This is a genomic window from Desulforamulus aquiferis (genome assembly GCF_030577015.1).
GTDB lineage: Bacteria > Bacillota > Desulfotomaculia > Desulfotomaculales > Desulfotomaculaceae > Desulfotomaculum > Desulfotomaculum aquiferis.
In genome coordinates, this window is the sequence record NZ_JARPTC010000039.1 from 1 (window position 1) to 15,449 (window position 15,449).

15 protein-coding genes and 1 other annotated feature are annotated in these 15,449 nt (G+C 46.8%); all 15 genes read left to right on the forward strand.

Translation table 11 applies throughout. From position 1 onward, the window contains the following. Positions 1 to 432 (forward strand): EF-Tu C-terminal domain-related protein (locus P6N53_RS18175; RefSeq protein WP_373323071.1); only part of this gene is annotated, 432 nt, incomplete at its 5' end. A 305-nt stretch (positions 433 to 737) separates the two neighbouring features. Further along, the gene (gene rpmG / locus P6N53_RS18180) at positions 738 to 887 is read left to right on the forward strand and encodes a 50S ribosomal protein L33 (protein ID WP_304545750.1); all 150 of its coding nucleotides are present in this window, start codon (positions 738 to 740) and stop codon (positions 885 to 887) included. Between the two features lie 107 nt (positions 888 to 994). Next, positions 995 to 1,345, forward strand: coding sequence for a preprotein translocase subunit SecE (gene secE / locus P6N53_RS18185; protein ID WP_304545752.1), 351 nt, complete (start codon positions 995 to 997; stop codon positions 1,343 to 1,345). Between the two features lie 49 nt (positions 1,346 to 1,394). Continuing rightward, positions 1,395 to 1,922, forward strand: coding sequence for a transcription termination/antitermination protein NusG (gene nusG, locus P6N53_RS18190; RefSeq protein WP_304545754.1), 528 nt, complete (start codon positions 1,395 to 1,397; stop codon positions 1,920 to 1,922). A 30-nt stretch (positions 1,923 to 1,952) separates the two neighbouring features. Continuing rightward, entirely contained in the window at positions 1,953 to 2,381 is a 429-nt protein-coding gene (gene rplK, locus P6N53_RS18195) for a 50S ribosomal protein L11 (protein ID WP_099083897.1), read from the forward strand. Positions 2,382 to 2,433: 52 nt separating this feature from the next. Beyond that, positions 2,434 to 3,123, forward strand: a complete 690-nt coding sequence (rplA, locus tag P6N53_RS18200) for a 50S ribosomal protein L1 (RefSeq protein ID WP_304545759.1) — start codon at positions 2,434 to 2,436, stop codon at positions 3,121 to 3,123. Between the two features lie 25 nt (positions 3,124 to 3,148). Further along, positions 3,149 to 3,304, forward strand: a sequence feature (ribosomal protein L10 leader region). 30 nt (positions 3,305 to 3,334) lie between these two features. Then, positions 3,335 to 3,871, forward strand: a complete 537-nt coding sequence (rplJ, locus tag P6N53_RS18205; RefSeq protein ID WP_304545761.1) for a 50S ribosomal protein L10 — start codon at positions 3,335 to 3,337, stop codon at positions 3,869 to 3,871. Positions 3,872 to 3,912: 41 nt separating this feature from the next. Then, on the forward strand, positions 3,913 to 4,293 hold the full coding sequence (rplL, locus tag P6N53_RS18210) for a 50S ribosomal protein L7/L12 (RefSeq protein ID WP_304545763.1): 381 nt from the start codon (positions 3,913 to 3,915) through the stop codon (positions 4,291 to 4,293). 424 nt (positions 4,294 to 4,717) lie between these two features. Beyond that, the gene (gene rpoB, locus P6N53_RS18215) at positions 4,718 to 8,146 is read left to right on the forward strand and encodes a DNA-directed RNA polymerase subunit beta (RefSeq protein WP_304545765.1); all 3,429 of its coding nucleotides are present in this window, start codon (positions 4,718 to 4,720) and stop codon (positions 8,144 to 8,146) included. Between the two features lie 54 nt (positions 8,147 to 8,200). After that, entirely contained in the window at positions 8,201 to 11,800 is a 3,600-nt protein-coding gene (gene rpoC, locus P6N53_RS18220; RefSeq protein ID WP_304545767.1) for a DNA-directed RNA polymerase subunit beta', read from the forward strand. A gap of 90 nt (positions 11,801 to 11,890) precedes the next feature. Beyond that, positions 11,891 to 12,142 (forward strand): ribosomal L7Ae/L30e/S12e/Gadd45 family protein, encoded by a 252-nt coding sequence (locus P6N53_RS18225; protein ID WP_304545769.1) that lies wholly within the window; start codon positions 11,891 to 11,893, stop codon positions 12,140 to 12,142. 49 nt (positions 12,143 to 12,191) lie between these two features. Continuing rightward, the gene (gene rpsL / locus P6N53_RS18230; protein ID WP_304545771.1) at positions 12,192 to 12,566 is read left to right on the forward strand and encodes a 30S ribosomal protein S12; all 375 of its coding nucleotides are present in this window, start codon (positions 12,192 to 12,194) and stop codon (positions 12,564 to 12,566) included. A gap of 57 nt (positions 12,567 to 12,623) precedes the next feature. After that, positions 12,624 to 13,094, forward strand: a complete 471-nt coding sequence (rpsG, locus tag P6N53_RS18235) for a 30S ribosomal protein S7 (protein WP_304545774.1) — start codon at positions 12,624 to 12,626, stop codon at positions 13,092 to 13,094. Positions 13,095 to 13,106: 12 nt separating this feature from the next. Then, entirely contained in the window at positions 13,107 to 15,185 is a 2,079-nt protein-coding gene (fusA, locus tag P6N53_RS18240; RefSeq protein ID WP_304545776.1) for an elongation factor G, read from the forward strand. A gap of 44 nt (positions 15,186 to 15,229) precedes the next feature. Beyond that, positions 15,230 to 15,449: GTP-binding protein (locus P6N53_RS18245; protein ID WP_304545777.1), on the forward strand; the 220-nt coding region annotated here is incomplete at its 3' end.

Consider the following 15,449-nt stretch of genomic DNA (forward strand, 5'->3'; position numbering starts at 1 on the left):
AAGACCGTAGTAACAGGTGTAGAAATGTTCCGCAAGCTGCTTGACTATGCTCAAGCCGGCGACAACATTGGTGCCCTGCTGCGTGGTGTAGACCGTAAAGAAATCGAGCGCGGCCAGGTATTGGCTAAGCCCGGCAGCATCAAGCCCCATACCAAATATGAAGCAGAAGTATATGTACTGACCAAAGAAGAGGGTGGACGTCATACTCCGTTCTTCAACGGCTATCGTCCCCAGTTCTACTTCCGTACAACCGACGTTACCGGTATCGTACATCTGCCCGAGGGTGTAGAAATGGTTATGCCTGGAGACAACATCAAGGTATCCATCGACCTAATCACCCCCATCGCCATCGAAGAAGGTCTCCGCTTCGCTATCCGTGAAGGTGGCCGTACCGTAGGCGCCGGCGTTGTTTCCGGTATCCGAGCTGAATAATTCTAAAACTACATTATAGTTAACGTCTTTCTGAGAGGGGTGGTGAAGCCACCCCTTTCAGACTGTTGGAAAAGATACACACCCCGTGCTTCTTAAGCCCTGACTGACTCAAGCCGAAACTGAACCCGCCAGGAATACCCATGTTAATGGTATATAAAACCAATTTATGAGGCACAATACTATTATGGGTTGTTGCCACAGGGAAACTATTGACATACAACAACACTTGTGATAAATTTGTTAAGGTATATTACTAGACAACAAAATTGGTTCAAGTCTTTTTTCGTTTTAGGGAGGTGGCAACGGTGAGAGTAGGCGTAACTCTGGCTTGCACCGAATGCAAACGGCGCAACTACACCACGAACAAAAATAAAAAGAACGATCCTGCAAGGATTGAACTTAAAAAGTATTGCAAGTGGTGTCATACTCATACCACGCACAAAGAGACCAGATAGTTTAGGCCGGCTGCCCCGGCGTGCAATTATTAGCCGCATTCCAGATGGGGTTAAAGTTCAAGGCGCTTCTGGGAATAACATAATAAGTTAAGGATGTGGCATTTTCAATGGCTGTGCAAAAGAAACAAGTTAAGCGAGACAGCGCTGCCAAGGAAATAGCGGCAACCAAAGAAACCAGCGGGGCTGAGAACAAAAAGGAAGTGGCCCCAAAGGAAGCTGCTAAACCCTTAGCAAAAAGCCAAGTCAAGGTGCAAAGGGCAACCTTTTCTGAAAGAACTGGGGGTATTAAAAAGTACCTTCGTGGTGTTCAGAATGAGTTGAAAAAAGTTCACTGGCCCACCCGTAAGGAAGTTATCACCTATACTGCGGTGGTATTTGCTGCTGTAACCGCAGTAGCTGCTGTCATCTGGGTGTTGGATTCGATTCTAAGCTTGGGTGTAGGGGCCATAATGTCCTAATTGTTATTAGTGAGGGGGTGGGGAACCCCCGTGGGTTCCTTCTGTTATAATGAATAAACAGTGGTATGTAGTACATACCTACTCCGGGTACGAGAACAAGGTTAAGGCCAACTTGGAGAGGCGAATCGAGTCAATGAATATGGAAGACAAGATCTTCCGTATTCTTGTGCCCATGGAAGACGAGGTTGAAATAAAAAACGGCAAGAAAAAAATCTCAAAAAAGAAGGTTTTCCCCGGCTATGTCCTGGTTGAGATGATTATGACCGATGATTCCTGGTATGTTGTGCGCAATACGCCTGGAGTTACCGGTTTTGTTGGCACGGGCTCTAGGCCCATTCCTCTAAATGATGATGAAGCCAACAATATCATCAAGCAAATGGGTATTGAAGAACCCAGGTCTAGGATTGACTATGATCAGGGTGAAAATATACGGGTCACAAATGGCCCCTTTGAGAATTTTGTTGGTGTGATTGAGGAAATTTACCCTGATAAGGGTAAAGTTAAAGTTATGGTATCAATGTTTGGACGTGAAACTCCCATCGAACTTGATTTTACACAAATTGAAAAGATTAGTTAAGCTTGTAGGTTGTAAGGAGGTGGACTGGATATGGCCAAAAAGGTAGCCGCTATTATAAAACTGCAAATTCCGGCCGGTAAAGCCACCCCGGCTCCTCCGGTAGGCCCTGCTTTGGGTCAACACGGAGTTAACATTATGGGATTTGTGAAACAATATAATGAAGTTACTGCTGCTCAAGCAGGGCTTATTATTCCGGTTGAAATTACTGTATATGAAGACCGGTCCTTTACTTTTGTTACCAAGACCCCGCCAGCAGCAGTTTTGCTGAAGAAGGCTCTTGGTATTGAAACCGCGTCTGGCGAACCTAATAAAAAGAAAGTGGGTAAAGTACCCCGTTCTAAAGTTAGGGAAATTGCCGAACTAAAAATGCCTGACCTAAATGCTGCCAGTGTTGAAGCTGCAATGCGTATGGTAGAAGGCACTGCCCGTAGTATGGGCATTGAGATTGTAGAAGGATAATTCATCCGGTGGGAGGATGTAGTCCGCTAGTACCACAAAGGAGGAAGTTTAGATGCCGAAAGTGGGAAAAAAGCTTCAGGAAGCATTAAAGAAGTTTGACCAAGATGCACTTTATGATCCTACTGAAGCTCTGGAGCTGGTAAAAAAAGCCGCTCCGGCCAAATTTGATGAAACTATCGAAGTAGCATTTCGTTTGGGTGTTGACCCCCGTCATGCTGACCAGCAGCTAAGGGGTGCGGTAGTGCTGCCCCATGGTACCGGCAAAAGCAAGACCGTATTGGTATTCGCTAAAGGTGACAAGGCTAAAGAAGCCGAAGCCGCTGGTGCTGATTTTGTAGGAGCTGAAGATCTGGTTGAGAAAATTCAAGGCGGTTGGACTGGCTTTGATGTAGCCATTGCAACACCTGACATGATGGGTATGGCTGGTAAGCTGGGTCGTATTCTTGGACCCCGTGGCCTGATGCCAAACCCCAAAACAGGAACCGTTACCTTTGATGTGGGGCCCGCAGTAAGTGATGCTAAGGGTGGTAAAATTACTTACCGTACCGATAAAATTGGTATTATTCATGCGCCCATTGGTAAGGTGTCATTTGAAGTTGAAAAGCTTGTTGAAAACTTCAAGACATTGGCAGAAACTCTGGTAAGAGTTAAGCCTGCTACTGCTAAAGGCCAGTACATGAAAACTATCACAGTATCTTCCACCATGGGTCCCGGGGTTAAAATTAACCCTACTAAGATCTAGTGCTACCAAACCCGGCAAGCTATAAATGAATAATATTTTCCAGCTGTAGACCGTTGGTGTCCTATGACTTAAGGGCTTTAAGCCGCCAACCGAGGCCGGGGTTATAACTCGCAAGCTTATAAATAATGCGGGGCCTCTGTTCGTGTCTACACAACAGAGGCCCCGTTTTTGTTTTATTCATGAAATCCTGCCCTGGAAGGAGGTGCAATTCTTGCCGACCACAAAAGCTCAAAAGACAGCTATGCTGAATGAAATTAAAGAGAAAATGTCCAGTTCACAGGTTACCATATTAGCTGATATCAAGGGTATTCCTGTAGCTAAAATCACAGACCTTCGTTCTCGCCTGCGTAAAGCTGGCAGTGAAATGAAGGTTGCCAAAAACACCATTGCAGGCATTGCTGCAAACGAAGTTGGTGTAGAGGGACTTGAAGAATACTTAAAAGGCCCCACAGTATTCACCTTTGGCATTGAGGACCCGGTTGCCCCTGCTAAGATTTTATCTGAATTTTCCAGGGAGATTAAACAAGGTCTGACAATTAAAGCCGGTGTTTTAGAGGGAAAGGTAATTGATGCAGAGGGTGTTAAAGCCCTTGCCGATCTGCCTTCCAGAGAAGTGCTGCTGGCCAAGGTTCTTGGTGGTATGCAGGCTCCTATGTACGGCTTTGCCAGTGTTCTGGCTGCTAACCTGCGCAATCTTGTTTACGTATTGGATCAAGTACGTCAACAAAAAGAAGGCCAGGCTTCCTAAATTAAAAATCAATGAAATACCTGAGGAGGTAATTAATTATTATGTCTAAAGTTGCAGAAGTATTAGAAATCGTTAAAGGCCTTACCGTACTGGAACTGGCCGAATTAGTTAAAGCTTTTGAAGAAGAGTTTGGTGTATCCGCCGCTGCTCCTATGGCTGTTGCTGCTGCTCCCGCTGCTGGTGGTGGTGCTGCTGCTGCTGAAGAAGAGCAAACTGAATTCGATGTAATCCTGACCAGCGCTGGCGACAAGAAAATCAACGTAATCAAAGTTGTTCGCGAAATCACCGGTCTTGGCCTAAAAGAAGCTAAAGATCTGGTTGACGGAGCTCCCAAGCCTGTTAAAGAAAAAATCAGCAAAGAAGATGCCGAAGCTATCAAAGCCAAACTGGTTGAAGCCGGCGCAGCTGTTGACGTTAAGTAATAACCTTAAATGTGAAAATTCCATAATATAAAGGAATACGCCGTCATAACATGATGGCGTATTCCTTTCTTTTACCCCTGTCACGGGGACGGTTCTCTTGACAGCCTTTGGCATTGTCAAGAGAACCGTCCCCGTGACAGGGGGGTGGGTGGGCAAAATTCGACCCTAAAACCTAAATACAACCTTGACAAAACGAAGCACATATGCTAACATTACAAAATGTCATTCTATGGTTTTGATGAAAGAATTTTGGTAAAGTGGCTAAACTTACGTATAGGTTGTTGCATAATAGGCCACAATAGAGGGGATAAGGGTTTATAATGTTTTAAAGCGAGGGATTGTTTAAACGGACAAGACCTTGCTTTTCGTTGTCTTTGATTTTTGTGAGATTTTTGTTAAATATTTAAGGGGTGTGATGCGTTCGATGGCTTACCCGGAACAGGTAGGACACAGGGTGAGGTGGAACTACGGCAAACTGCAGGAAGTATTGGATTTGCCAAACCTTATTGAGGTTCAGCGAAACTCCTACGAGTGGTTCCTGCGAGAGGGATTAAGAGAAGTATTTCATGACATCTCTCCCATCCAGGACTTTACCGGTAATTTAGTGTTAGAATTTCTGGACTACACTCTTGGGGAACCGAAATACTCTGTTGAAGAGTGCAAGGAACGCGATGTGACCTTTGCTGCCCCCTTAAGGGTTAAAGTGAGACTTATTAACAAAGAAACCGGGGAAGTTAAGGAGCAAGAGGTCTTCATGGGAGACTTCCCACTAATGACTGATAAGGGCACCTTCATTATAAATGGTGCTGAAAGGGTTATTGTCAGTCAGCTTGTACGTTCTCCAGGTGTATATTTTGCTGATACCATAGATACCAGCGGCAAAAGATTATTTACAACTACGGTTATTCCTAACCGGGGTGCTTGGCTGGAATTCGAAACAGATGTAAATGACCATATATTTGTACGTATTGACCGGACCCGTAAAATACCGGCCACAGTACTAATTCGTGCCCTGGGTTATGGTTCAAATGCCATGATTACAGAGCTATTCGATAATGATAAGAATGTTCAAGAAACCTTAACCAGAGATAATACAGATTCTGAAGAAGAGGCTTTGGTAGAAATTTATAAGCGCTTAAGACCGGGTGAACCACCCACCGTTGAAAGTGCTCGTTCATTACTAAACACTTTATTCTTTGATCCAAAGCGATATGACCTGGCTCACGTTGGCAGATACAAAATTCAGAAAAAACTTAAGCACGGTATCTTATACCGCTATCCCAACGGTGAAGATGGTCCTAAGGAATGGGACCGCCATCTTAACCAAGAAATTCCAATTGACCGGGAGTTCATCAGGGAACTCACAAAAGACGATATCATTGCCACTTTCCGCTACCTTCTAGGTCTCATGAAGGGTGAGGGGAGGGTGGATGACATTGACCATCTGGGTAACAGAAGACTTCGCTCTGTGGGCGAGCTTTTACAGAACCAGTTTCGTATCGGACTCTCCAGAATGGAGAGAGTTGTCCGTGAGAGAATGACCATCCAGGATGTAGATGTAATTACACCTCAGGTCCTAATTAACATTAGGCCGGTTGTGGCTTCCATAAAAGAATTCTTCGGTTCCAGTCAGCTGTCACAATTTATGGATCAAACCAATCCACTGGCGGAATTAACTCATAAAAGAAGGCTTTCAGCCCTTGGCCCCGGCGGTCTTTCCCGGGAACGGGCAGGCTTTGAAGTTCGGGACGTGCACCATTCACACTATGGCAGGATGTGCCCCATTGAGACCCCGGAAGGTCCTAACATTGGTCTTATTGGCTCCCTGTCCACCTACGCCCGAATCAACAGTTTTGGTTTTATTGAAACCCCCTACCGTAAGGTAGACAAGGATAACAAGCGGGTAACCGATGAGATTAGCTATCTAACAGCGGATGAGGAAGAAGGACATATTATTGCCCAGGCTAACGCACCGCTGGACGAGAATGGCTACTTCAAAGAGGAACGGGTTAATGCCCGTCGGGGACATGATACTCTGATTGTTCCTACAGACAGGGTTGAGTACATGGATGTATCTCCAAAACAAGTATTTTCCGTGGCCACTGCACTAATTCCTTTCCTGGAGCACGATGATGCAAACCGTGCTTTGATGGGTGCCAACATGCAGAGGCAAGCAGTGCCGCTTTTAAGGGCCCAGGCGCCTCTGGTGGGAACAGGTATTGAACACAGAGCTGCCAAGGATTCCGGGGTTGCTCCTGTGTCTAAGAGCAGCGGAGAGGTAACCAGGGTAACAGCTAATGAGATAGTCATCAAAACTGATGATGGTCGTAATGAAACTCATAAATTATTAAAATTTACTCGCTCCAACCAGGGCACCTGCATTAATCAGAAGCCCATTGTTGCTAAGGGTGAAAGGGTGGAGGCCGGACAGATCATAGCCGATGGACCCTCTACCGATAAGGGCGAGTTGGCCTTGGGGCGCAACATATTAGTGGCCTTCATGACCTGGGAGGGCAACAACTACGAGGATGCTATTCTAGTCAGTGAGAAGGCTGTAAAGGAAGATTTCTTTACATCAATTCACATAGAAGAATACGAATGTGATGCCAGGGACACCAAGCTTGGGCCCGAAGAAATTACCCGGGATATCCCCAACGTAGGTGAGGATATTTTAAAGGATCTTGATGATCGGGGTATCATAAGAGTAGGTGCCGAGGTAAGACCAGGGGATATTCTGGTGGGTAAGGTCACACCAAAGGGTGAAACTGAGCTGACAGCAGAAGAGAGGCTCCTGAGGGCTATCTTTGGCGAGAAGGCCAGAGAGGTAAGGGATACTTCCCTGAGGGTGCCCCACGGTGAAGCTGGAAAGATTGTAGATGTTAAAGTGTTTTCAAGGGAAAACGGCGATGAATTACCACCAGGAGTAAACCAACTGGTACGTTGCTATATTGCCCAGAAGAGGAAGATTTCCGAGGGTGATAAAATGGCGGGCCGTCACGGAAACAAGGGTGTTATCGCCCGGATTTTACCAGAGGAAGATATGCCATTTATGGCGGATGGTACTCCGGTAGAAATTGTTTTAAACCCACTGGGTGTTCCTTCCCGTATGAACATCGGGCAGGTGCTTGAAACCCATCTTGGGTGGGCAGCAAAGGCACTTGGCTTCCATGTTGCTACTCCGGTATTTAATGGGGCAACTGAGGAAGCTATTTGGGAATCACTCAGGAGGGCAAACCTTCCTGAGGACGGTAAAATGACCCTTTACGATGGGCGTACCGGTGATCCCTTCGATAATAAAGTTACAGTGGGTTATGTGTATATGTTGAAACTGGCCCACTTGGTTGATGATAAGATTCACGCCCGTTCAACGGGACCATACTCCTTAGTAACGCAACAGCCCCTAGGTGGTAAAGCCCAGTTTGGAGGACAGCGTTTCGGGGAGATGGAGGTTTGGGCCCTGGAGGCTTATGGTGCAGCTTACACCCTGCAGGAAATTCTTACCGTTAAGTCCGATGATGTGGTGGGTCGCGTTAAGACCTATGAGGCCATCGTCAAGGGTGAGAATGTGCCAGAACCAGGAGTGCCCGAATCCTTTAAGGTTTTAATTAAGGAATTACAATCACTTGGTCTAGATGTCAAGGTGCTTACTGAAGCTGAAGAGGAAATAGAAATCAAAGAAATTGAAGAGGATGTAACTGAAACAGCCAAGGAATTAGGAATAGATTTACCGGAGGAAAGGCGAATCGGTCCTCCCAAACGGGAAGTCGAGGAAGATGAAGAGGAAGACAATGAAGACTTCGATGAAGCGTTTATAGAGGAAGGCGATGACTTCGGTCTCGATGACGAGGACTAACTGTGAAGGCCTTAAAATTAGCCACCCAAATCCGTTAAAGGGGGAGTAGGTCCTTTGTTAGAATTAAACAATTTTGACAGTATTCGTATTGGTCTGGCCTCGCCTGAAAAAATAAGGCAGTGGTCCAGTGGCGAAGTGAAGAAACCGGAAACAATCAACTACCGGACGTTAAAGCCCGAACGTGATGGCTTGTTTTGTGAACGTATTTTTGGACCAACCAGGGACTGGGAATGTCATTGCGGCAAATATAAGCGTGTCCGTTATAAAGGGGTAGTCTGTGACCGTTGTGGTGTTGAGGTTACACGATCTAAAGTACGTAGGGAAAGATTGGGACACATTGAGTTGGCCGCACCGGTTTCCCACATCTGGTACTTCAAGGGCATTCCCAGCCGGATGGGACTTCTGCTGGATATGTCCCCCAGGGCTTTGGAGAAAGTACTGTATTTTGTTTCGTATATAGTAGTAGATCCCGGTGAGACACCCCTTTTGAAAAAGCAGCTATTAACAGAGACCGAATACCGGGAATACAAGGATAAATTTGGCAACTCCTTCAAGGCCGGCATGGGAGCAGAGGCCATAAAGAAACTTCTGGAAGAAATTCAACTGGAAGAATTGGCCAGGGAGCTTCGCCAGGAACTTAAGGAAGTTTCTGGTCAGCGAAAAATCCGGGCCATCAGGCGGCTGGAAGTGGTAGAGGCCTTTAAAAAATCAGGAAACCGTCCCGAATGGATGATTATGGACGTAGTCCCTTGTATACCTCCTGAGTTACGTCCGATGGTCCAACTTGATGGTGGACGTTTTGCCACCTCTGACCTAAATGATTTGTATCGCCGGGTTATTAACCGGAATAACAGATTAAAAAGGCTCCTAGACCTGGGGGCTCCAGATATTATTGTAAGAAACGAAAAGCGTATGCTGCAGGAGGCCGTAGATGCCCTGATTGACAATGGCAGGCGCGGTCGCCCGGTAACCGGGCCTGGCAACCGTCCGCTAAAATCCCTGTCCGACATGTTAAAGGGCAAGCAGGGACGCTTCCGTCAGAACCTGCTGGGTAAAAGGGTTGATTACTCCGGTCGTTCTGTTATCGTGGTTGGCCCACAGCTTAAGATGCACCAGTGTGGCTTGCCTAAAGAAATGGCCCTAGAGTTGTTCAAACCCTTCGTAATGAAGAAACTGGTCAATGATGGCCACGCCCATAACATTAAGAGCGCAAAACGCATGGTAGAACGGGTTCGGTCTGAGGTGTGGGATGTCTTAGAAGAGGTAATTAGGGAACACCCAGTACTCCTTAACCGGGCACCAACCCTGCACCGCCTGGGTATTCAAGCCTTTGAGCCTGTCCTGGTGGAAGGCAGAGCAATTAAGATTCACCCAATGGTATGTACGGCTTACAACGCTGACTTTGACGGCGACCAGATGGCTGTTCACGTACCCCTATCTGCTGAGGCGCAAGCCGAGGCAAGATTGCTAATGCTGGCGGCTAATAATATCCTAAACCCTAAGGATGGAAAGCCGGTGGCCAGTCCTACCCAGGATATGGTTTTGGGCTGCTACTATTTGACCATGCAGAAGGAAGGGGAACCAGGGGAAGGCAGCTTCTTTAAAGATGAAGAAGAAGCTATCCTGGCCTATGACAACCAGGCTGTAACCCTTCATGCTAAGATTAAGGTTCGTCTGAGAACAGGTGAAAAATTAGAGACCACCGTTGGCAGGATTATCTTCAATGAGATAATTCCAAAGGAACTTGGTTATATCAACAAGGTCTGCGATAAGAAAACTCTCAGCAAGATTGTAGATGAATGTTACCGTAAACTGGGTAACCACCATACGGCTGAAACCTTGGATGGTATAAAGAAGCTAGGGTTTACCTTCTCAACCAAGGCGGGGATTACCATCGGTGTGGCTGACATAACCATCCCGGAGGCCAAGAAGGAAATTCTAGCCGAAGCGGAGCAGCAGGTTAACAAAATCGAGACACAATTCCGCCGTGGTCTAATTACCGAAGATGAAAGATATCGCAAGGTAATTGGCACATGGAATGATGCCACCGACAGGGTTACCAAAGCACTAATGGAAACCTTAGATAAATTCAATAACGTTTACATGATGGCTACCTCCGGTGCCCGTGGTAATATCCAGCAGATTCGTCAGCTGGCAGGTATGAGGGGTCTGATGGCAGACCCGTCCGGTAGGATTATCGACTTGCCCATTAAAGCAAACTTCCGTGAAGGCCTCACCGTATTGGAATACTTTATTTCTACCCACGGTGCCCGTAAAGGTCTGGCGGATACCGCTTTACGTACAGCCGACTCAGGTTATCTAACCCGTCGCCTGGTGGACGTGGCCCAGGATGTAATAGTAAGGGAAGAAGATTGCGGAACCCCCGAGGGTGTTGAGGTTTCTGAAGTAAGGGATGGCTCCGAAAGCATTGAAAAACTGGCTGATCGCTTAGAAGGCCGGGTGCCCATGGAGCAGGTTGTTCACCCGGAAACCGGTGAAATTATCATTCCCCAGGATCAGGTGGATGCACATATTGTTATCACTGCTGAGCAGGCCCAAGCTGTACAGGATGCTGGAATTGAGAAGATCAAAATTCGCTCGGTAATCACCTGCAAGACTCGCTATGGTGTATGCAAACATTGCTACGGCAGAAACCTGGCTACAGGTGGCACAGTAGATATTGGCGAAGCGGTAGGCATTATCGCAGCCCAATCCATTGGTGAACCTGGCACCCAGCTTACCATGCGTACCTTCCACACAGGTGGTGTGGCCGGGGACGACATTACCCAGGGTCTACCAAGGGTTGAAGAACTTTTTGAGGCCCGTCGCCCGAAAGGTCAAGCTATTGTTGCTGAAGAGGACGGTATTGTTGCCCTGAGAGAGGTTAAGGGTCGTCGGGAAGTTGAAATAACCATGGACAACGGAGAGAAGAATGTCTATGCTGTTCCCTACGGCGCCAGACTTAAAGTCAAAGAAGGCCAGCGGGTGGAAGCCGGTGATGAACTCACCGAGGGTTCTGTTAACCCGCACGATCTGCTAAAAATTAAAGGCCCCGCCGGTGTACAGATATATCTGCTGCAAGAGGTGCAGAGGGTATACCGTCTCCAGGGTGTTGAGATTAATGATAAACATATTGAAGTAATGATCAGGCAGATGCTCCGGAAGGTTAAGGTAGAAGAGGCCGGTGATACCGAGCTGCTACCTGGTGGATTGATAGATATCTTTGAGTTCGAAGAGGAAAATGCCAAAATAGTTGAGGCAGGTGGAGAACCAGCCGTTGCAAAACCGGTACTGCTGGGTATCACCAAGGCCTCTCTGGCCACAGATTCCTTCTTGTCGGCAGCCTCCTTCCAGGAAACCACCAGAGTACTAACAGAGGCTGCAATCAAAGGTAAGATGGATCCACTCCTTGGCCTGAAGGAAAACGTAATTATCGGCAAGCTGGTTCCGGCGGGAACAGGGATGTCACGCTATCGCAATATAGAGGTCTTCACCGATGATGAAGATGATCTGATGAACGATGACCTGGACATACTTTTACCCCAGCTAGGGCGAGGTAAGGACTACGACCTAAGCAGAGAGCTGGATGGCCTTCCGGACAACAGATTAAAGGATGACATTTTGGACGATTTCGACCTGGTTATTAAAAGTTAACCCTTGTTAAACTAAATAAGCTAATTGTTGACACGGGTTGGTGTAAGTGATATTATATGTAAGTGTTTGAATGCTGGAGGTGGGATCGTCATGTCTTTGGAGCGGTTGTCGTCCGCACGAAAACGAACTGTGGGGGCTAAGCAAACGCTTAAAGCAGTGGATAAGGCACAAAGCAAGGTTGTCTATTGGGCTGCTGATGCTGAAAACCGTGTTGTTGATCCCATTATTCGGATTTGTACAGGTAAAAATATACCTACAATTAAAGTGGAGAGCATGAAAGAATTAGGCAAAGCCTGCCGCATTGAGGTGGGCTGCGCCGTTGCCTCTATCACTGAAGATTAAATTTTATCCTTCCATAAATGCAGCATTTCGAGAGGAGGTGTAGAGAGATATGCCTACCATTAACCAGCTTATTCGTAAGGGTCGTGAAGATGTTGTTTATAAATCAACAGCTCCTGCCCTGAAAGAATGTCCTCAAAAAAGAGGCGTTTGCACCAGGGTTTATACCACAACCCCGAAGAAACCAAACTCTGCTCTGCGTAAGGTGGCCCGTGTACGTTTAACCAACGGCATCGAGGTTACATCATACATCCCTGGCATTGGCCACAACCTCCAGGAACACTCCGTTGTTCTTGTGCGTGGCGGTCGTGTTAAGGACATACCGGGCGTGCGTTACCATATTGTGCGTGGCGCCTTAGACTCAGCGGGAGTTCAAAACCGCAACCAAGCCCGCTCAAAATATGGCTCTAAGCGTCCTAAGAAATAATATTGCTTCTATAATATTAAATTTAAATATTAATACCAGGTAAAGGGGGGAAAAATTATGCCAAGAAGAGGTGGAATCCCCAAGCGGGAAGTGCTTCCCGATCCCGTGCATGGCAGCAAGGTTGTAACCAAACTGGTGAACCAAATGATGCTGGATGGTAAACGCGGTGTAGCGGAAAAAATTGTCTACGATGCATTTGCTATTATTCAAGAGAAAAGCGGCAAAAGCCCGCTGGAAGTCTTTGATACAGCAATGAAAAATGTAATGCCAATTTTGGAAGTTAAGGCACGCCGGGTTGGTGGTGCTAACTATCAGGTGCCGGTAGAAGTTCGTACAGAGCGCAGACAGACTCTGGGAATTCGCTGGCTCACAACATATACACGTAAACGTGCTGGTAAATCCATGGCTGAGAAACTTGCAGCAGAATTAATGGATGCGGCGAACAACGTGGGTGCAACTGTTAAAAAACGTGAAGATACTCATAAAATGGCGGAGGCCAATAAGGCGTTTGCTCACTACAGGTGGTAAGGGGGAGTCACTATGGCCCGACAGTTTCCGTTGGAGAGAACCCGGAACATAGGCATAATGGCCCATATTGATGCCGGAAAAACCACTACCACAGAGCGTATACTGTTCTACACCGGAAGAGTGCATAAGATAGGTGAAGTTCATGATGGCGCAGCTACAATGGACTGGATGGTTCAGGAGCAGGAGCGAGGCATCACCATTACCTCGGCTGCAACAACTGCTCAGTGGAACGAACACCGTATAAATATTATAGACACACCCGGGCACGTGGATTTTACAGTGGAAGTAGAACGTTCACTAAGGGTGTTAGACGGTGCTGTGGCTGTGTTCTGTTCGGTCGGTGGGGTTGAACCCCAATCAGAAACTGTCTGGAGGCAAGCCGATAAATACGGCGTGCCCAGGATAGCATACATTAATAAAATGGACCGTGTAGGTGCTGATTTTTACCACGGTCTCAATATGATAAAGGACCGCCTGGGCGCAAACCCGGTGGCAATCCAACTGCCCATAGGCAGTGAAGACCAGTTCAAGGGTATTATTGATCTGGTGAAAAGCCAGGCTATGATTTATGTAGATGACCTGGGCACTCAAAGTCAGGCCACAGATATCCCGGAGGATATGCTGGATCTAGTTCAGGAATACCGGGAAAAGCTTATAGAGGCTGTGGCAGAATCTGATGAAGAATTGATGATGAAATACCTTGAGGGAGAAGAACTGACTGAGGAAGAAATTAAGCTTGGAATTCGCAAAGCAACTCTATCGGTCAAAATCACTCCTGTAATTTGTGGGTCTTCCTTTAAAAACAAGGGTGTTCAGGCTCTGCTGGACGCTATTGTAGATTATATGCCGGCACCCACTGATGTACCTGCTATTCAAGGGGTTAACCCCGATACAGGTGCAGAGGATGCCAGGATATCAAGTGACAGTGAGCCCTTCGCGGCCCTGGCCTTTAAAATCATGACGGACCCATATGTAGGCAAGTTATCCTTCTTCCGCGTATACTCTGGTGTGCTTAAATCAGGTTCCTATGTTTTCAATACAACCAAGGGTAAGAGGGAACGTATTGGTCGAATCCTGCAAATGCATGCTAATCACAGGGAAGAAATTCCCGAGGTTTATGCCGGTGATATAGCTGCAGCAGTTGGTTTAAAGGATACTACAACCGGCGATACCCTTTGTGATGAAAACAGCCCCATTGTATTAGAATCAATGGAATTCCCGGAACCGGTAATCCAGGTTGCCATTGAGCCCAAGACCAAAGCTGACCAAGACAAAATGGCTGTTGCCCTGGGCAAGCTCACAGATGAAGATCCCACCTTCAAGGTTCATACGGACACTGAAACCGGACAGACAATTATTGCCGGTATGGGTGAACTACACCTTGAAATTATTGTGGATCGACTACTGCGTGAGTTTAAAGTAGGTGCAAATGTTGGTCGCCCACAGGTTTCCTATAAAGAAACCATTAAAAAGGCTGTTAAGGCTGAGGGCAAATTTGTTCGGCAGTCCGGTGGTAAGGGTCAATATGGACATGTTCAAATTGAACTGGAACCCCTGGAGCCAGGTGGCGTTGGTTATGAATTTGTAAACAAAATTGTAGGTGGGGTTGTTCCCAGGGAATATATCGCCCCTGTTGATAACGGAATCAAGGAAGCCATGGCTAACGGTATTCTAGCCGGCTACCCCATGGTGGATGTCAAAGCTACATTATTTGACGGTTCCTATCACGAAGTGGATTCTTCGGAAATGGCCTTTAAAATTGCCGGATCTATGGCCTTCAAAAATGCAGCTCAAAAGGCAAACCCGGTGCTGCTGGAGCCCATCTTTAAAGTGGAAGTCACAGTTCCGGACGAATATATGGGTGATGTCATCGGAGACCTTAATAGTCGCCGGGGACGCATTGAAGAAATGAACAGCCGTGGCAATGCCCGGGTAATAAATGCCTATGTACCGCTGTCTGAAATGTTTGGCTACGCAACAGATTTACGTTCCAAAACCCAGGGACGTGGTACCTACAGCATGCAGCATGACCATTATGAAGAAGTTCCCAAAAACATTGCAGAAGGTATTATCGCTAAAAGAAACGGTTAATACAGATAATTCTCTTCTATATAGGCAAGGAGGAAAGTAAAAAAATGGCTAAGGCAAAATTCGAGCGTAATAAACCCCACGTAAATATTGGTACAATTGGTCACGTTGACCACGGCAAGACAACTCTGACTGCTGCCATCACAGTAGTATTAAGCACCACCGGTGGCGCATCTGTTAAGCGCTATGACGAAATCGACAATGCTCCTGAAGAGCGTGAACGTGGTATCACCATTAACACCGCCCACGTAGAGTATGAAACTGCTA